Genomic DNA, 19,185 nt, shown 5'->3' with positions numbered 1-19,185 from the left:
TGTATTATAAAACGCCTGTAATGTTTTGTAGTAAATAATAATTGTTCTGTGCCATAATCTTTGCCGCTTCCAGCTCAAATTTTGTCTGAAGAAGCTGTATATCTGCATCCAGCAGTTCTGTAATAAGGGAAGTCTGGCTGAAGTAAGTATTTTTGATGATTCTTGCATTTTCCTTTGCCTGGGCTACATTGGCTTCTGCCACTTTGATCTGTTCCAGAGCTTCCTGATATCGCAGATAAGCTTCCTTCACCTGCTGTCTTACTTTATCTTCCGTATCCTTGTGTGCTTCCTCTTCTTTTTCAAACTCCAGCTGCGCTGCCTTTACCTTTTGGGTATTATGATACAGTGAAGAGATAGAAAACGAAGCTTTTATTCCCACTATTCCCAACGAATACCAATACGGATTGTAAGGATACAGGAAAATCTGTGGATTGGCATAATAAAATTCACCATACATCCCTATTTTAGGCCTTACATTCGCTTTTACCTGTTTCAGTTTGATGATACTCAGTGCGGTCTGCTGTTCAGAAACGTGGTAGTCAAAAGAATGGTCCAGCGCCATTTTCAAATACTCATTATAAGAAGTATTTTCATTCCACTGGCCAGATGGCGCTTCCGGGATAACAACCTGCTCATCAGGAATCCCCAGAATAATATTCAGCTTCTGTGTAGCGATGAGAATATCATTTTCTATGGTCACCAGGGCCATTTTCCGTTTTGAAAGTTCAAGTTCAATCCTTAAAACGTCACTTTTTAAAACCACTCCGTTTTTGTAAAGAGTCTGTATTTCTTTCAGCTGCGTTTTCTGATCAGCAATATCCTGTTTGATAAGATCTCTGAAGATGAATGTTTTCTGTAATTCCAGATAAAGCGCTGCTGTTTTGTAATGAATATCTGAAACAGATTGTTCTTTCTGAATATCCTTTATTTTCTGAAGTGTCTGATTTTCTTTAATCTTTAGATTCAGTTTATTTCCGTTATAAATATTCAGGTAAAAATCTGCTCCGGCTCTGTAAAGCGTATGGATAACCTCATGCTGGGTAGGTTTTGAAAAGATTCCGTTTTCATAGATCGGAATATTGGACGCTTTTTCTGCAGAACCTTTAACTTCTATTTCCGGAAGGCGCTCTCTTCTGGCATCTTTTACTTCGGCTTCGGCAATGTCTGCGTTGAGGGTATTGATTCTGATATGGCGGCTGTTTTCTTCCGCTTTCTGCCATGCGTCTTTCAGGGAGAGTCGTATGGTATCCTTTGCCGGACTGCCGGTCTGAGCTGATATGGTGGAGGAAATTCCAAACATCAGCAATCCGGCGACATAAATTTTCATTTGAATTTTTGAATTATTGCACTGCAAATTTATTGGCAATCCGGAAATTTTATTTATCTAAAATAGTCAAGTTTTACATGATTCCGGCCAAATGGTTATATTTGCATTTTCATTGTTATTTTAAATTTTTATGGGATTAATTGCTGCGCTTCCGGATATCGATAAAGACGATAAAAGTGTATTTGTAATGCACGAAAAATCGGAAAAGCTGATTCCTTTTCACAAACATACCAAAGGACAGCTGAGCTATGTGGAAGGCGGTATCGCTTATATTACCATTGATAACAAAACCTATGTGGTACCGGCCAGACATTTCTTCTGGATTCCTCAGGGAATGGAGCATATTTTAGAGATCGGGCACACCGCAACGGTTCTGCGGTCTCTTTATTTTTATGCTCATGATGACGTCTCAGATCCTTTTTACAGCAGACTGGGGATTTATCCGGCATCCGAACTGCTCATCCAGATGATAAAGTATACTGAAATATGGGATGAAAAACATGTTACCGCAAAAGACGAAAATTTTGAATTCCTGGTGGCATTAAAAAAGATTCTTCCGAAAACCCATCAACAGCCATTGCCTATTATTCTTCCGGCTACTCACCATAAACAGATGATGAAAATTGTATCTTATCTGGAATGGAATATCGGGGAAAGGCTTACCCTGGCCCATGTAAGCAGCAAGTTTGGCTTGAGTGAACGTTCTTTGTCCCGCCTGTTCAAAGCGGATATGGATATTTCTTTCCTGCAGTACCTGAAGACCTTGAGAATTATCAAGGCTATTGAACTGCTTTTAAATACGGACAAGCCCATCAACGAGATAGCAGATGATGTCGGCTATAGCTCTATCAGTGCTTTTAGCGATACTTTTCATGAATTCACCCAATCCAGACCTTCGGATTTAAGGAAGAGCAATAAAGCCATTCAGAACCTTACAGATTAAAGAATCCTGAATTAAACAATAAAGCCTTTAAGCTGTTTGCTTAAAGGCTTTTCACTTATTATTACTGTGTCACTTTCATCATTGCATGGGTAATCTCAATTTCCTTTTTCCCGGAATATGTGGAATCAAAAGGTTCCATAACGTTGAACAGATACTGATAAAAAGGAGCAATCTGGCGTATATTTTCGGATTCCTTCACTGCTTTTTCTTTGCCCATCTGCTGAAGTCCCTTTATAAAAACATTGAATTTTTTGTCGATGGGCTCAATCGATTTTAAAAGGTAGGCATGCGCTTTTTCATTTTGTCCCAGGTTCTTATAGGCGTCAGTAACTGCTGAGACAACAAGTGCATATTCCATCGGTTTTGACCTCAACTGCCTTTTTGCCACGGCTTTAAATGATGGTGAGAGACTTTGATAGTAATCATATTCGTCAAATATCCCTTTCTTAAGCATTTCGGCCAGCTGAAGCCCCTTCTGCTCCTGCCCTGCAACAATATATCCCGTAACCATGGCGCTCAGTGAACGTGGGTCATTGTATTTTTCAGCAGGAATTTCTTTTGCAGCAAGTTCCAGTAACTCGAGTGCTTTCGCTTTCTGCCCGCTTGCTACAAGTGCAGATACAGCTCTGCTCACCGACACTCTGTAGCCCAGAATATTTGACGTTGCTGTTTCATCATAATAATTACTCAGATCTTTAAAATTTCCCCATCTGAAATTTTTTACCACCTGATAAATAGAATTGGCATCTACCCTTCCTTTATCTCCACCAGATCCCTGAGGAGTATGGATAGGTACCAGTCTGTAGCTGAAACCGTCAAACTGCAGATATTCATCGAGATAAAAAACATTTTCACTGTCATACATTCCGCCTGATGAGAAGTTTACCGGGCGCTTCCAATCAAAATTCGCGAGCATATCCAGCATCATCAGGTTACTTTTGTAAAGGGTGTTCGCTTCATAATTAATCATAATCTGATCTACTGCATTCGGAACATCAGCTTGATTAATAATCCCTGCCTTTACGGCATTTTCTTTGTTCACAGGCAGAATAAATTTACTTACCGGAAGAATATTATATTTTTCATATTGCTTTTCACCAAAGTACATTTTCAGAAGTTCGTCTTTTTCAGATGATTTTAGTTTCAGGAATTTAACAGCATCTTTCAGCGTCAGAGAATCCTGCGTCAGGTATTTCCTGAAATCCTGGAAAGCGGTTTCCGGTGCCCCCTGCTCTTTCAGCATTTGGAAAAGCCCTTGCCAGTCTTCTTTTTTCATCAGATACACCTGATCATTCACTCCGTCTCTATATTCCTCATGCGTTAGCTCACCCGGAATTCCCATGGCATTGTAGGTTCTTCTTTTCACCTGATCAATATTCCATGGAGTGGCTAAAAGGGTGAAGTTGACCGTTTTCACATCGTCCCTGAATCTTTCTGTTTCCTGAATAGCCCATACCGGGAAGGTATCATTATCACCATAAATAAAAATGATATCATCTTTAGGCAGTGAACGTAACAATGAATAGGCATAATCACGGGCTGCCGTTTTTTTACTTCTGTCATGCGAAGTATAACTCTGAAATCCCATCATAAAAGGAATTCCCAGCAATACAGCTCCCAAAACAATATTGACAGCATTGGATTTTACCTTAGACTGAATAAAACAAAGTATGGATCCCGCACCCAGACCGATCCAGATGGCAAAAGCATAGAACGAGCCCACCATGGCGTAATCTCTTTCCCTTACCTCAAACGGTTTTACTCCGGTATAGAAGACAATTCCCACACTGGTCAGAATAAACAGTGAAAGAATGGCATAAAACCTTCCGAAATCCCTGTTGAGCTGGAAAAAGAAGCCTATCAGGCCCAAAATCAACGGAAGGAAGAAAAACTTTACGGTACTTTCGTTTTTAAACTGTGCAGGTATATGGTCCTGATCGCCCAGCAAAGCATTATCAATGAAAGAAAATCCTGAAATCCAGTTTCCATTGGTATTTTCCATATGGCCCTGGAGATCGTTCTGTCTTCCAACAAAATTCCACATCAGGTATCTTACAAAATAATACCCGTTCTGGAACGAGATGAAATAATCCATATTCTGTGCAAAGGAAGGACGCTGCACCTTGATCAGATCATATGGTTTTACTTTCAGATAGTCTTCTGCCGTGATAGAATCTCCTTCATATTTTGCTCTCAGTTCATCAAAAATACGGTGGGCTTCAGGATTGTCTGCCACCTCTTCGTTATCATAATTAAAGCTAAAATCAGGAGCTCCGTACAAAGAAATATAATTAGCCATCACCTCTTTGTCCTCGTTGAACATCCTTGGCATAAAGCTTATATGAGATTTATTAAACACATAATTGAATCTTTCCCCGGTTTTTCTGTAGGTCCCGGTTTTTTCATCTTTTTCATAAATATCTCCGGTGATGTCCCTTTTATAACTTCCGTCTTCCTCTTTTTCCAGTCCGTTTTTATCGAGAAATGCAGTGTAATTCTGTCCGTAGATGGTAGGCCAGTCTCCATATTGCACCCTGTTATAATAATCTCTCATTCCGATGGCTGTATCCGGATCATTAAGGTTCATTGGCGGGTTGGCATTGGCCCTGATCGGAATCACCAGCCAGCAGGAGAAACCAATGATCATGTAAACAAGGGATAATACTACAGTCTGGTATACCTTTTTTTGGGTTTTTCCGGCATATTGAATCAGGAAATAACTTATTAAAGTCATGAGAACAAATGCAGCAATTGTCCCTGAATGGAAAGGAAGCCCTAAACCGTTAACAAAGAAAATCTCAAGCTTTCCGAATAATGTCATAATCAAAGGGAAAATTATCTTGAACACAAAGGCAAGAATTCCCAAAGTAACAAGATTGGCTATGATAAAACTTTTCCACGAAAATGTGTAATTCCGGGTGTAGTATACCAGACATATAGCCGGAAGAGCCAGCATACACATCATATGTACTCCCACAGAAAGTCCTATGATGAAAAAAATAAGAATAAGCCATCTTTCGCTGTCCACAGCTTTATATTCGTTCTCCCATTTCGTGATGAGCCATACCAGCAACGCAATAAACAGCGAAGCCATTGCATACACCTCACCTTCTACAGCTGAAAACCAAAAGGTATCTGAAAAGGTAAAGCATAAGGCCCCGATAGCTCCGGCAAAAAGGATGGAGATTTCCTGATGTCTTGTCATCTCTTCAAAGTCTTTATGCAAAAGCCGTCTTAAAAAATGGGTGATCGTCCAGAACAGAAACAGAATGGTAAATGCACTGAATAACGCCGACATGGCATTGATCACAATGGAATAATTTTCAGCATTCCCCAATGCAAAAATACTCGCCACGGCTCCCACAATCTGGAATAAAGCGGCTCCCGGTGCGTGCGTGACCTCCAGTTTTACGGCTGAAGAGATGTATTCGCCACAATCCCAGAAACTCAGAGAATGTTCAATGGTTGAAAGGTAAGTAATAAGCGCAACAGCGAAAAGGAACCATCCCAGTACGGTGTTCCATTTTTTAAAAGACCAGTTTTTCATATTATATTTTCCAATATGTATATGACAACCGGGAGAAAGAGTTTATTACATTTCCCTTATTTATTCTAAAACCACAAAGTCACAAAAGTCTTGGCGTAGTTTAATTAAGTTTAAAAACAATGCTGCAAAAAGTTCATATAAGAAGGAGCAAATCAAAGATTTCAATACCTTAAGTGTAATGCTCAAAATAGAAAGCTTAGAAACAAACTCAAAAAACTTTGGGACTTTTGTGGTTTAAAAATATGCATATTTCTTAAATGGTAAAATTTTAATAGGTATTATTCAATCCCCCATCCAGCGGAATGCTTGTTCCGGTAAGATAACCTGCATAATCAGATGCCAGGAAAGCCACCAGATGTCCGTATTCTTCAGGCTGTCCTAATCTTTTCATCGGAATTTTATTTTCCCTCGCCTTTTTTATTTCTTCTGCAGAATTTCCGGTTTGTTCAGCTTCATGGGCAACCAGTTTCTGAATTCTTTCAGTATCAAAATACCCTGTCAGCACATTATTTACCGTAATATTATGTTGTGCAATTTCATTGGATAGGGTTTTGGCCCATGCAATTACAGCGGAACGAATTGAATTGGATAATGCGAGATTTCCGATCGGTTCTTTTACTGAAAGTGATGAAACATTAATGATACGCCCGCTTTTCTGTTGGATCATATGAGGCAGAGCCAGTAATGTTGTTTCGCAAACTGTTTTAAAAAGGAGATCAAATGCTTTCTGGTAATCATCTGTGCTTTTATCAACTGCCAGGCCGGGTTCCGGACCATTGGTATTATTAACAAGGATATCTACTGAATGTTCCTTAAAATATCCTGCAATTACTTTCTTATAGCTTTCAAAATCCGAGAAGTCAGCAACCAGATATCTGTGTTTCTGACCGGCATCAATGATTGGCAGTGAAGAAACGAAATCTTTCAGTTTTTCTTCATTGCGGGACATAACGGTTACGTTGGCACCACAACTTGCCAGTTCTAAAGCAATCCCGGCGCCTATTCCCTGTGTAGCTCCTCCCACTAAAGCATTTTTTGAAAAAAGTTGAATGTTCATATGGAGTTTGGATATAATAATTGGTATAGATAAATGTAAGAAAAAACCTTCAGATTATATTTTTAAGGTTTAATTTTTTAAGTTCGATACTGGCAGAAAACAGCGTTAAAATGTAAACGGATACACATCACTTAATGCAGGATGAATAGTATTCAGGGCTTTATAAAACTCTTGACGAACCGGCTCCGGGATATGGTCATATTTTTCAAAACAGTGATCCAGCTGACGGATAATGAACGCCATTTGCAGCCATTCTTCAAAATTAATATGCATCGGCTTCAGCTTCCCGTCATCATCATGATCATAGAAAAAAACCTGATGGTCTGTATTCAAAAACCATCGGTCGCCCTGCCCATTGCCAGCAAAACACCAGTAATCCGGTAAATTAAATTGTTTATTTTCATTGACTGCATCCCCTGAATTGTACAGGATAGTCTCAGAAGAGACTTCAGCTGTTTTTATTTGGGTAACCAGGCTTATATAGCTATCAGAGAAAGGAAATACTATAGCCTTTGGAAAGTTCTGTACAGATTTTTTTTCTTTCAGAATTGCAGCTCTTATTTCTGTAAGAGCAGGCAGGATAAAGGGAATCATCATTAGATTTAAAATTATGACTTTTCATTCAATAGTTCATCAATCTGTTTATAAAACGAATCTTTACTATAATCGGCAAGGCCTTTATGGTGTAAACGGATTTCACCTTTTTTATCCAGTACAACAGTTGTTGGCAAAGATCCGCTATACAATATATCAGGAATATTTCCAGCTGGTGTAAGAAAAGGAACCGTAAAACTTTTCTCTTTTAAATAAGATTTTCCAAGACTCATATTATCATCCAGATTTACCGTGAGAAACACCATTTCCGGATTGTTTCTGTACCGGTCATATAACTTCTGAACAGACGGAAACTCCGCCCTGCAGGGAGGACACCATGATGCCCAGAAATTAATGAAGATTACTTTATTCTGTAAAGCGGAAACATCGATCATTGTTCCGTCTTCATTTTTCAGCATCAGCCCGGTATAAGAAACTTTGGCTGAAACATGCCGGCCTTCTTTTGATTCTGATATACTGGAATTAAGGATTCCGGTAGACGCTGCCTGCCGCATAAGCCATGCTTTTTCATCTTTATTCACCAACAGGATAATGAAAAGCACTGTAAGTATTGCAGTGGAACCATTTTTTCTTATCCAGATCTTCAGATTTTCCATATTCTTCCGCTTAATTCCCAGCCAATATAAGGTTAATATTCTGATCAAAGTCCGGAAAGGTTATTTTTAAAACAAAAAACCTTCAAATACCTAGATTTAAAGGCCTTTCTCTGTGTTTTATTTTAAGTTATCATCATGGTAAGATTCTTTAAAACTATATCTTATTGAGCAATTTCTTTCTGAAAAGGAATAGCAGTGAACTGAAAAATGTCAGATAGGCAATATTGAATATTGCTCCTCCTACCCATCCTGAAAAAGGAAGAGGTAAAAGATTTTTTATAGGAATGATAAACAAAGTAAGCGCAAATGGAGTCAGCAAAGCCATCCACCCCGGCAACAGGGTTTTATTGGAAAGAATACAAACAGCAAAGGAAATCCATCCGGCTGCCAGTACACCAATAGCTGTTCCCCAGGCAATGTTAAGCATTTTCATAAAACCTCTTCCCGTCTCCAGAAGATAAGGATGAGAGGCAGAATCCGTATGATAAACCGCTTTATAGATCTCCCCCACATAGAAGAATCCGGCATGCCCCAGAGGTGATAAAACCGCTCCTGCCAGTAAGATCCAATACACCAAGACTGCATACCATTTTTGAGTGTCTTTGAAAAACTGATACACCAGCCAGGTGGCAGGAAGCAGTAAAGGCCCCGTAAGAGCACCAATCAAAGCACCAAACATCAATCTCGGAGTGGAACCTTCCAGCATTAAAGTTGCAAATTCTACATTCACCTGATCTGCATAGGTCTTTGAAAACAAAGGATAATCCGATGGGTCCGGATCAAATCCGGCAACGTAAATATCACCAATAATCCAACATATTGACACTGCTATTGCTGCAGCAAAAGACCAGTTTATTTTACCTGAATATTTCATAAATTTTAACAATTAATTGTAGATGAGATGTACATCGTTTCATTATTTTTTCTTTTTTTTAAAAGCAATTTAATTATTAAGAATGATTCTAAATAATTATTACCTTTGTGCAAACTTACTCTAAACATTCAACAGAAAGGGTCTATAAAACGGAATAAAAAGTCCGTAAAAAGGAAATTCTGACAAAGCAAAAGGAAATGACAGTACGGTTATATGATGAAAAATTGGAAAACATGCTTATGGAGCGAGATTATACCTCCTCTTATTTCGTAGACGATGGAGGCATCCAGGAATGCATTACCCAGCTCATTCCTCCTTATGGAAATGGTTTTTATCACGAAATAAGCTTTACCCATGTCCACATCAGTTTTGGGAATATTGTATTGAATAAACCGCTTCGATTGTACCTCGAAAGTGATTTTGATTCGGTAGAAATGCATTTTACCCTGAAAGGAAAAAGCAAAGCAATTTCAGGTAATTTCCAAAAAACAATAGTGTTTGATAGCTACCAGCACAACATTATTTATGCCCATCATATGGAAGGCAGGATGGAATTCGAAGGTCCGGAAATGTATGTATTCGAAATCAACCTTGCTCCTGAATTCTTTAAAAAATTTCTGCCTGAACATTCAGTACTGTTTGAAATATTCAGAAATTCGATTGACAAGCAGAATTCATCTCTCATTCAGACTGAGCATAACCGCATTACCCATGATATGTATCAGATTCTGAACGACATCATTCTTTGCAACAGAAAGGGGACTTTCAAACGAATTTATCTTGAAGCTAAAGTAAATGAACTTCTTCTGTTGCAGCTTGAACAGTTTTTCAACAGTGAATCCCCATCTTCTTCTCTTCAGAAAAAAGATATAGAGAAAATGTATGATGTGAGGGATTATATTGTAAAGAACCTGAATGCAGATAGTTCTCTGAATGATCTTGCCCATCTGGTGGGAACCAACGAATTTACTTTAAAGAAAGGATTCAAAGAGCTTTTCGGGACTACCGTTTTCGGATTCTGGAATGATCTCAAAATGGAGCAGGCCAAAAAAATGCTTCTCAATAGTGATCTGAATATCAGTGAAATTTCTGATCATATCGGCTATAAAAATCCGAGACATTTTTCATCAGCATTTAAACGAAAATTCAATATCCTGCCCAGCCAGCTCAGAAGCAGGTAGCATCATACAGTTTTGTAAAAGCTTATTTGTATTTTTTAATTCCGGATAATAATAAAAACTAAACAACAGTCGTTAATAATTTGTTTTTCAATAAAATCTACCAAAGAACAACAATAAATTAATATCCAATGCATAATACTGCTTTTTATCTGACAATCCTCTTTTATCCTTGTCATTACCATTTCCGGAAGTAAGCTTTTTCAATGGATTTATTTCATAATTAATTTGTTACATGTAACAAATCCCCTATTCATCCAACTCATTGAACATCATCAAAACATTAACTCATAGACAAGAGATCTATTACTTTAAAATAAACTAATGCAAACATCCTTTCTAAAAATTACCGCTGCCACCGCTGCGCTCTGCTTCAGTACACTGGCAATGGCCCAACAGACGTATTCCGTAAGTGGAACCGTGAAAGATAAAAAAAACGGGGAATTGCTCATCGGAGTCTCTGTAAAAGTAAGCGAAGATCCCAGCATCAATGTTGTTGCCAATGAATATGGATTTTATTCTCTTTCATTACCCGAAGGAAATTATACACTTATTATTTCCAATCCGGGATATAAGGATTTTGAACAACAAATCAAAGTGGACCAGAATATAAAACTGGATCTTCCTCTTATTCCGCAGGAAACAGAGACAAAAACCATTGACGAAGTAGTGGTAACCGCTATAAAAAAGGATAAAAACCTAACATCTGCCCAAATGGGGGCGGAAACGTTAAACATTAAAAATATAGAAAAGCTTCCTGTTCTTTTCGGGGAAAAGGATGTGATGAAAACCATACAGCTTTTACCGGGTATCAAAAGTAACGGTGAAGGAAGCAGCGGGTTCAGTGTAAGAGGCGGCGCTACAGACCAAAACCTGATATTACTGGATGAAGCACCGGTTTATAATGCCTCCCATCTTCTTGGTTTTTTCAGCACATTCAACAGTGATGCTCTTAAAGATGCCAGCATTATTAAGGGAAACAGTCCTGCCCAATATGGAGGCCGTCTTTCTTCTGTTCTGGATGTCAAAATGAAAGACGGAAACAATAAAGACTATAACGTGAACGGAGGAATCGGCCTGATCAGCAGCAGGCTGAGTGTGGAAGGCCCTATTCAGAAAGAAAAGTCGTCATTCATTGTTTCCGGAAGAAGAACGTATGCCGATTTGTTCCTTAAGACGAGTAAGGATTATAAAGACAACAAACTGTACTTTTATGATCTTAACCTGAAGGCCAATTACCAGATCAATGAAAACAACCGTATTTACCTGTCAGGGTATTTCGGAAGAGATGTTCTGGGACTGGGAGATACTTTCAATACAGACTGGGGAAATACTACAGCCACTTTGAGATGGAACAGCATCATCAGCAGTAAGCTATTCTCCAATACATCATTTATTTACAGTAATTATGATTATAAAATCAGTCTGAAAAATGATGATACGGTATTTGATTTAAATTCAAAAATCCGTGACTGGAATCTGAAGCAGGATTTTACCTGGTTTGCAGGAAACAAGCATTCTGTAAAATTCGGGCTGCAGTCTATTTATCACACCTTAACGCCGAGCAGCGCTTCCGGTACTACGGTGAGCAGCTTTGCAAGAAATCCGAGATATTCATGGGAAAATGCCGTTTACATTAACGATGATTATAAAGCAACGGAGAAGCTGACCATCAATTACGGGGCAAGGCTTTCCATGTTTAGTGTATTGGGAGGTGATACCTTTAATACTTATGAGAATGGAGTGCTTACCGACAGCAGATTCCTGGAAAAAGGGAAATTCGGGAAAACCTATGTGAATCTTGAGCCGCGGATCAGTGCCAACTACCGCATCAATGAAGTGAGCAGTGTAAAAGGAGGTTATTCCAGAAATACCCAGAATCTTCATCTGTTAAGCAACAGCAACAGCGGAAATCCTACCGACCAGTGGATCGGAAGCAGCTATACGGTAAAACCGGAGATTGCAGATCAGATCAGTCTTGGGTACAGCAGAAATTTCAATAACAACAATTATGAATTGAATGCTGAGGTGTACTATAAAGACATGAAAAACCAGATCGACTTTAAAAACGGGGCTCAGATTGGCTTTGACACAGGAGCGGATGTGGAAAGTGAACTGTTATTCGGAAAAGGGAGAGCATACGGTCTGGAACTTATCGCCAAAAAGAAGAGCGGAAAACTTACAGGATGGATTTCGTATACGCTTTCCAAAACAGAAAGAAAGATCAACGGAATCAATAATAACGAATGGTACAATGCCAGAATGGACAAAACACATGATCTCTCCATTGTTGCAACGTATCAGCTTAATCCGAAATGGAGTTTTTCAGGGCTGTTCGTTTACAGTACAGGAAATGCCGTTACCTTCCCTACCGGGAAATATGAGCTGAACGGACAAACCATATTCCAGTACAGCAACAGAAATGCAGACAGAATGCCTGCTTATCACAGAATGGACCTGAGTGCAACTTATGAACCTGGTTCCAATAAGCGTTTCCGCGGATCGTGGACATTCGGTATTTATAATTTGTATGGGCGTGAAAATGCCTACACCATTAATTTCGAGGACAATCCTGACCGTCCCGGAACAACCCGTGCCATGCAGACCTCTTTATTCCGCTGGGTACCTAACATCACTTATAATTTCAAATTCTAAATCATGAAAAATACATTGTATATCATATTATCTCTCCTGGCATTAACTTCTTGTGAAAAGGAAATCGACCTGGATCTGAATGATCAGAGCGGAAACATTGTCATTGAAGGAAATGTTACGAACCAGCCAGGCCCTTACACCGTAAAAATCACAAAATCAGTTGGCTTTTCAGAGCCTAATCAATACCCGGCTGTTACCGGCGCCCAGGTTATTTTAAGTGATGATATGGGACAGACCGAAACACTTCAGTATACGGGAAATGGAGTGTACCAAACCTCAACTTTTACAGGGTCACCCGGCAGAACCTATACATTGAAGGTACAGGCTGAAGGAAAAGAATATACAGCCCAGAGCAAAATGCCTGAAGTTGTTTATTTTGACGGATTGAAGCAAAGCTCTTTTAAATTTGGGGATAAGACTACTTATACCCTCTTACCACTCTTTACAGACCCAATGCCACTCGGGAACCGTTACCTTTTCATTTTTACGATCAATGATCTTTCTAAAAAATACCTGAATACAATTTCGGATAATGTTAATAACGGATTGCCCAACCAGCAGCCTCTCATCCTTCCTAATGATGATAACAAAGGCAGGGATCATGAAGTCGTTGCAGGAGATAAAATTTATGTGGAAATGCAGTCTATAGACACGAATGTATTCACTTATTACAGTGCATTGCTTCAGATTTCGGGAGGTAATGGGGGAACCGCTACTCCAGCCAATCCTCCAAGCAATATCAGCAATGGAGCATTAGGATATTTTTCAGCGCACACAACAGACACGGAGACTTTTGTAATCCAGCCTCCTGTTACTCCATAAATTAAAAAGGATATTCATCACAGAATATCCTTTTTTATTTTTCGTTTATCTCAATCTTCTTTTCAGGGAATAATACCTATACAAAAGTTTATCATACCGGATAACAAACAATAATAATCCGGCAGTCACTATCAGTGTTTTTAGCTGAATGATGCTGTAAACAAAACCACCAGCAATACATCCAGAGAAAAAGCAGGCAATAATCACCAGTTTCAGGGTAATATTCTTTTTAAGCTGGCGCTGTTCATTTTCCCGCTCCTTAAAAAACAGCTTTGAAAGCTCTATTCCCAGATCAGTAAACAGCCCGGTAAGATGGGTGGTTCTCACTACAGACTGGGATACTCGTGTTACCAATGAATTCTGAACTCCCATTGCAAAAAGTAAAAGCCCGGCAGTTGTATAAGGAGATATTGAAATTCCTAATGGCTTCCCGCCAGATATTCCTACAAAACCCAATATCATAATTTCAGTGATCAGAGGAATGAGATGTGGACGGAACATTTTACGTCCTGATGAAAATTCTACCATAAAGCTTGAGCAGAACGCGCCGCTAAGAAAACACACAATAAAGATGAAGTAAATAAATGCTTTGCTGTAATGATCCAGAAGAATCTCCTCAGAAAAAAAGGCAAAATGCCCGGTTATATTCGTAGTAAGCACTTTAACAGACAAAACACCTGCAATATTCACGATTCCGGCAACAAATGAAAGTGCTGATGCCAGCTTAAGGTTATGAAAATAGGTTCTGTTTTTCCCTCTGTGTCTGAACATTCTGAATCTCTAAGAAATGTATTGCTGTAAAAAACAGCTGGATAAAATAAATAAGTAAAAAAAAATAATTTAGAAATGTCAGTATCAACTGTGAAAAACATGTCCGCTTAAATATCTATCCAGTGTTCTTTATAAATTTACTATTGCCTTTTATTATAAAAACCTGTTGTTTTAATAATGATGACAGATCTGGAACTGCGTCCAAAAGACCTCTCTGAAATGCCTGTTTCTTATTTCAGGATCAATTTCATTACTTTTGTAAAAGTAATCCGTTTAAGAAAAAAACATTGTGATGCTGATCATCTTTAAATGTGATTTAAGTTAAAAACTGAGCGTATTCAACAGCCTGTATAGAAAAATTATGATCTCAAAATTTATTTTCAATAATCAATATCTTTTTGATGAACTTCCTGAGTATGATAAAAACCTGCTTACAGGAGCTATGAAAACCAAAAATTACCGTAAAAATGAGCCTGTATTTACTGACGGAACAAAACCTAACGGCGTTTACTATCTGAATGAAGGGAAAATAAAGAAATACAAGGTGGATAATGATGGAAGAGAACAGATTATTTATATTTACACTTCTGGTGAGTTTTTAGGTTATTCAGCTATTCTGAGCAATGAATCTTACGGTGACACTGCATCAACACTGGAAAATTCTGTGATTTCCTTTATTTCAAAAGACAGTTTTCTTGATATTCTCAATCAGTCATCAGTACTTTCAAGGCTGCTGCTGAAGTCTTTAAGTCATGAATTCAGTGTGATGGCCAATCTTATTGCAGTTTTGTCCCATCGGACCGTTCGGGAAAGAGCTGCCCTCAGCTTACTGATTCTTCATGATAAGTATAAATCAAATGGTGCACCTGACAATGAAGTATTCATTACTCTTTCGCGCATAGATCTTGCCAATATGGTGGGAACTGCCAGAGAAACTTTGGCCCGCATCATCAATGATTTTAAACAGGAAAAACTAATCAGATCTGAAGGGCGGAAAATACAAATTACCGACTTTAAGCGGCTAATTCATATTGCTAATTTTTATTAATTTATTTTTTTACTTTCAGTTTTTTCCTGTTCTTGTTTGATTTTCATGAGCATATCAATAGCATCGGTATTGTTAGGATTAAGGGATAATGATTTACCATAGTTCATAATGGCAGCCTTATAGTCTTTTGCCATCCAGTAAGCCTCTCCCAGGCTATCAAATAAATTAGCATTTTCAGGGTACATTTCTGTAGCGAAGGTAAAAATCTTAATAACCGCACCTATTTGTTTTTTGTCCCGCATCCATTCATATCCGATATAATTGCTAAGCCAGGCTAATCCTGATGTAGCTTTATAATTTTCAATTTCTTCCTTGGTTTTACCAGCTTTTCCTTTTGCCCAGATATCCTGAAGATATCCCGCAGGATTATCTGCATCATTATATTTCTTATAAAATAATACTCCTTCTGAAGAGGCAGGGAAAAGGTCTGCCATCATGTAAGAATGGGTCCCTTTTTTCAATTCTTTCTCAAGATTAATTTCGACTGAATGAGAGAAGTCATGATGAAGGAAAAGCTGTATTGTTCCTTTATTCAGATCATAAATATTGGTATACTGCGTATCTTTCACATGCATCTGATCCATCACTGAAGTACAGAAAGCAGGCGTTCCGTCAGGCTGCCGGGCTTTAAGAAAACCGACACCTTTCATATAATAATCCAGCTTTTTCTTATCTTCTTCAACGGTACTTTTTGTAGGATTAAAATTCGACTGGATATAGTATTCCTGATTTCCCAGAACCAAAGCTCCGCCTTCTACAAGTAAATATTCTCCTGTTGTATCAACAAACATCATCACACTGGAAGTCAGAAAACTCATATCTATGCCAGACAGATAGTCTTTTACCTGATGAACAGTATTAAAATTTGCCATTACGTAATGTACAATATCCCGAACCGGCTTTTGAACCTTCCCTTCCTGTTTGGGAACTGAAATTTCCGGAGTGGCAAATCCATCAAAAACTAACCCGGCTTCGTTCATGGCTCCCTGAGGAAAACGATTGATAAAACCAACATAGGCTACTCCGTATGTATCCTGCTGTTTAGGCTCAAACCAGATTTCAGCATTGGGACTTACCCAATCTTCATTATTTCCAACGATTGTCTTTCCTTTATGGGTCATTTTAAACATGCTGCAGCCATAAAAGACATGGCTAAGGAAAAGCAGAAAAAGAGTTAATACTTTGATTTTCACAGGTTATTAATTTGGTGCTATCAAATTTAATCAAAAAAATAAAAACTGTCAATAACTGCTGACAATCTGCTGTCATAAACACCTCTTACCTTTGTTTTAAATAATTTAAATAAATATTCTTATGAAACTTACCTCATTAAGACTCATCAGTAAAGACATCAAAACAGCAGTAGCTTTTTATGAACAGGTAATAGGTATAACTGCCACATGGTATACAGAAGATTTCGCAGAGCTCTCTGCTGATTCTATCACAATCGCTGTCGGAAGTACCCGGACAATGCAAATGTTCTCAGAAGGTCTGACAGATTTCGCAGGAACAAAATCAACCATAATCGAATTTCTGGTTAAAAATGTAGACGAAGAATATGAAAGAATTAAAGAGATAGCATCTGAAATCATCCAGGAACCAACAACAATGCCTTGGGGAAACCGATCTCTCCTGTTTTGTGATCCGGATGGAAATATGATTAACTTTTTTACTCCCGTAACTGAAGAGGCTGTGAAGAAATTCAGCTAAATCCTGATATCATCAAAAAAATAAAACCTCACTGTCCAACAGCGGGGTTTTATTCTGATTTTTAAAGCCAATCTTATTTCTTCAGGAATTCAATGGCTTTGGCAACAAATGTATCATGGTACTGATAAAAAGAGGCATGTCCCGAATCAGGAAAAATAACCAGTTCTGCATGGTCTAAATGCTGAGCCATATTTTTAGCATTCTGAACAGACACCGGAAGGTCATTTTCACCATGTACAATCAGTACCGGATTTTTAATTTTCTCTATTTCCGTAAGGGCATCAGCATTAGGCTGGGCCCAGCTCAATACAGCTGTAAACTGTGCGTTGGAAGCAGCATCGCTCAACGGAAGATCCCGGTCCGTAGTACGGAGCTGAATTCTTGCAAAAGAAGCTTTTCCTTCCGCAATACTCTGCGCAGATTCTGTGAACCCGAATTTCAGAAATGAAGCTTCGGGACTTAATCCTGCGGTTCCTGCAACAATATCAGGCAGATTAGACAACCCGATTGCTCCCTGTGGTCCTGTCCCGGTTAAAATCACTTTATTGACCAACGACGGATTGGTCAGTACTATTCGCTGTGCAACAAATCCACCCATAGAAAACCCCATGATATTCACTCTGGTCAGATTCAATGCTTTGATAAAGTCTGCCGCATCATCGGCCATTGCCTGCACCGTATTGGGGGTGGTTCCTTTTGAGGAAGCTACGCCTTTATTATCAAAGATGATTACTTTATATTGTTTTGCAAGACCATCTGTGACTGCAGGATCCCAGTCATCCATAGAGCCGCCTAACCCCGGCAGCAGTACCAATGGAATCCCTTCTTCTTTTCCTAAAACGCGGTACGCAATGGCATTTCCTTTAACGGTTATGAATTGGGTCTTGGCAGTTTGGTGGTTTCTGTTTTGTACCTCCTGTAACGTGGGAGGCTCGTTTTCTTCCGTACAGGATACTGTTGCTACAGTAAAAAGAGTTAAACATAGTAATAAGCTTAAGACGGAGGTTTTTCTGATTGTTTTCATTGTAGTTTATTTTTGTTTGATTATGGTGCAAACATAAAACACAAAAACAGGCAGAACACGTGAAAGCTTTATCAACAGGACATTTTAGTGATTCAAGTAGACAATTGGGATTGCGAAATTAAAACCGGATGTTCAAAACGTTTTAAAAACATTCTATTTTGTTTTTAACGAGCCAAGAGTTTTCATCGCCTTATCAGTGTCTTCTTTCGCTATAAATATATGGTCATGGAAATAAGCGGCTACTACATTGCAACTGATATTTTCGTTTTTTAAGGCATTGGCAAAGGCAGCGGTAAGCCCTACGGCTTCCAGTGAAGAATGAATAGTAAGGGTTATCCATGAAGAAACATAGCTGTAAGCCATATTCCATTCATCTGCTACGGATCTCTGCAGCACAATGGTAACAGCTTCATGCTCGCGGAAGAAAAACAGAATCTTTTCTATATCCGGAATTTCATCTAAGGTTTCAATGGGACAAAACACATATTCTCCGGCATTCAATACCGGTTCCATCTTTTGAAGCAATACAGCTAAGTCTTTTTCTCCTGACATTTTTTTGTCTGCAAAACTAAGATATAGGCAGCAACATTCATTTATCATTTGATAAAAACCCTATTCGTTGCTATTTTATCAGTATTTTTAAAAGATTTTCCATCCAAAAAACAAAAAAGGAGGCTGACTGCCTCCTCTTTGTTTTTGTACTGTAACCTATCAACTGAACCTCACTATATGTGTTTGTGTTTTTTTTTGATCATTTGGTTTTTTAAGAAGTCCGCTTAAGGTTATTCATACACTTCTTTAATTTCATCGTTGTGTTATTAATTTTCATCATTTGTGTTTTTATAACTACCGTTTATTATTTGTATAGTTATAAATCATCATTTGTTTTTTGTGTATGAAATTCCAATAATTGGAAGCAATTCTCATTTGCTTTTTTCATTATTTAAATTTCACATTACAAAGGAACAACTTTATAAAATAAAATCCTCTATAAACCTCATCGATACATATCGATCGA

At 38.4% G+C, this 19,185-nt stretch carries 17 protein-coding genes; 7 read left to right on the top strand and 10 right to left on the bottom strand.

The window, feature by feature from the left end; translation table 11 throughout:
* Positions 1-4 precede the first annotated feature (4 nt).
* Positions 5-1,327 (bottom strand): TolC family protein, encoded by a 1,323-nt coding sequence (locus tag ACR1PO_RS18980; RefSeq protein ID WP_332387377.1) that lies wholly within the window; start codon positions 1,325-1,327, stop codon positions 5-7.
* Positions 1,328-1,457: 130 nt separating this feature from the next.
* Between ACR1PO_RS18980 and ACR1PO_RS18975 the strand changes: the two genes are divergently transcribed.
* Positions 1,458-2,270, top strand: a complete 813-nt coding sequence (locus tag ACR1PO_RS18975) for an AraC family transcriptional regulator (RefSeq protein WP_332387378.1) — start codon at positions 1,458-1,460, stop codon at positions 2,268-2,270.
* A gap of 61 nt (positions 2,271-2,331) precedes the next feature.
* On the opposite strand, the gene ACR1PO_RS18970 is transcribed toward ACR1PO_RS18975, so the two are convergent.
* The 5 genes from ACR1PO_RS18970 to ACR1PO_RS18950 form a co-directional block, all read right to left on the bottom strand.
* Positions 2,332-5,817 (bottom strand): glycosyltransferase family 117 protein, encoded by a 3,486-nt coding sequence (locus ACR1PO_RS18970; protein ID WP_433987803.1) that lies wholly within the window; start codon positions 5,815-5,817, stop codon positions 2,332-2,334.
* Between the two features lie 268 nt (positions 5,818-6,085).
* Positions 6,086-6,874 (bottom strand): SDR family oxidoreductase, encoded by a 789-nt coding sequence (locus ACR1PO_RS18965; RefSeq protein ID WP_433987802.1) that lies wholly within the window; start codon positions 6,872-6,874, stop codon positions 6,086-6,088.
* A 105-nt stretch (positions 6,875-6,979) separates the two neighbouring features.
* On the bottom strand, positions 6,980-7,471 hold the full coding sequence (locus ACR1PO_RS18960) for an SMI1/KNR4 family protein (RefSeq protein WP_433987801.1): 492 nt from the start codon (positions 7,469-7,471) through the stop codon (positions 6,980-6,982).
* Between the two features lie 11 nt (positions 7,472-7,482).
* Complete coding sequence (locus ACR1PO_RS18955) at positions 7,483-8,085, bottom strand: TlpA family protein disulfide reductase (protein WP_433987800.1); 603 nt, start codon at positions 8,083-8,085, stop codon at positions 7,483-7,485.
* Positions 8,086-8,239: 154 nt separating this feature from the next.
* On the bottom strand, positions 8,240-8,959 hold the full coding sequence (locus tag ACR1PO_RS18950) for a DUF6796 family protein (RefSeq protein ID WP_433987799.1): 720 nt from the start codon (positions 8,957-8,959) through the stop codon (positions 8,240-8,242).
* A gap of 197 nt (positions 8,960-9,156) precedes the next feature.
* Between ACR1PO_RS18950 and ACR1PO_RS18945 the strand changes: the two genes are divergently transcribed.
* The 3 genes from ACR1PO_RS18945 (at position 9,157) to ACR1PO_RS18935 (ending at position 13,614) form a co-directional block, all read left to right on the top strand.
* Positions 9,157-10,140 (top strand): helix-turn-helix transcriptional regulator, encoded by a 984-nt coding sequence (locus ACR1PO_RS18945; RefSeq protein ID WP_433987798.1) that lies wholly within the window; start codon positions 9,157-9,159, stop codon positions 10,138-10,140.
* 321 nt (positions 10,141-10,461) lie between these two features.
* Positions 10,462-12,792, top strand: coding sequence for a TonB-dependent receptor (locus ACR1PO_RS18940; protein WP_433987797.1), 2,331 nt, complete (start codon positions 10,462-10,464; stop codon positions 12,790-12,792).
* Positions 12,793-12,795: 3 nt separating this feature from the next.
* Positions 12,796-13,614, top strand: coding sequence for a DUF4249 domain-containing protein (locus ACR1PO_RS18935; RefSeq protein WP_433987796.1), 819 nt, complete (start codon positions 12,796-12,798; stop codon positions 13,612-13,614).
* Between the two features lie 45 nt (positions 13,615-13,659).
* Here the strand turns inward: ACR1PO_RS18935 and ACR1PO_RS18930 are convergent, their stop codons facing one another.
* Positions 13,660-14,385, bottom strand: coding sequence for a YoaK family protein (locus ACR1PO_RS18930; protein ID WP_433987795.1), 726 nt, complete (start codon positions 14,383-14,385; stop codon positions 13,660-13,662).
* A 177-nt stretch (positions 14,386-14,562) separates the two neighbouring features.
* On the opposite strand from ACR1PO_RS18930, the gene ACR1PO_RS18925 reads away from it, so the two are divergent.
* Both ACR1PO_RS18925 and ACR1PO_RS18920 read left to right on the top strand, forming a co-directional pair.
* Positions 14,563-14,694, top strand: a complete 132-nt coding sequence (locus ACR1PO_RS18925; RefSeq protein ID WP_433987794.1) for a hypothetical protein — start codon at positions 14,563-14,565, stop codon at positions 14,692-14,694.
* A gap of 52 nt (positions 14,695-14,746) precedes the next feature.
* Entirely contained in the window at positions 14,747-15,433 is a 687-nt protein-coding gene (locus ACR1PO_RS18920; RefSeq protein ID WP_433987793.1) for a Crp/Fnr family transcriptional regulator, read from the top strand.
* On the opposite strand, the gene ACR1PO_RS18915 is transcribed toward ACR1PO_RS18920, so the two are convergent.
* Positions 15,430-16,626 carry a hypothetical protein gene (locus tag ACR1PO_RS18915; RefSeq protein ID WP_433987792.1) on the bottom strand — a complete coding sequence of 399 codons (1,197 nt, stop codon included), beginning with the start codon at positions 16,624-16,626 and terminating at the stop codon, positions 15,430-15,432. The genes ACR1PO_RS18920 and ACR1PO_RS18915 overlap by 4 nt on opposite strands.
* 121 nt (positions 16,627-16,747) lie before the next feature.
* Between ACR1PO_RS18915 and ACR1PO_RS18910 the strand changes: the two genes are divergently transcribed.
* The gene (locus tag ACR1PO_RS18910; protein ID WP_433987791.1) at positions 16,748-17,143 is read left to right on the top strand and encodes a VOC family protein; all 396 of its coding nucleotides are present in this window, start codon (positions 16,748-16,750) and stop codon (positions 17,141-17,143) included.
* 73 nt (positions 17,144-17,216) lie between these two features.
* Here ACR1PO_RS18910 and ACR1PO_RS18905 read toward each other — a convergent pair whose 3' ends face one another.
* Both ACR1PO_RS18905 and ACR1PO_RS18900 read right to left on the bottom strand, forming a co-directional pair.
* Positions 17,217-18,167, bottom strand: coding sequence for an alpha/beta fold hydrolase (locus ACR1PO_RS18905; RefSeq protein WP_433987790.1), 951 nt, complete (start codon positions 18,165-18,167; stop codon positions 17,217-17,219).
* A gap of 153 nt (positions 18,168-18,320) precedes the next feature.
* A complete protein-coding gene (locus ACR1PO_RS18900) occupies positions 18,321-18,719 on the bottom strand; it encodes an ACT domain-containing protein (protein WP_332387400.1) in 399 nt (132 codons plus the stop codon).
* Positions 18,720-19,185: the final 466 nt, after the last annotated feature.

It is taken from the genome of Chryseobacterium amylolyticum, assembly GCF_051011775.1.
In the GTDB taxonomy this organism is placed as follows: domain Bacteria; phylum Bacteroidota; class Bacteroidia; order Flavobacteriales; family Weeksellaceae; genus Chryseobacterium.
The sequence above is the reverse complement of the archived record's forward strand: the minus strand, read 5'-3'. Positions and strand labels throughout refer to the sequence as shown.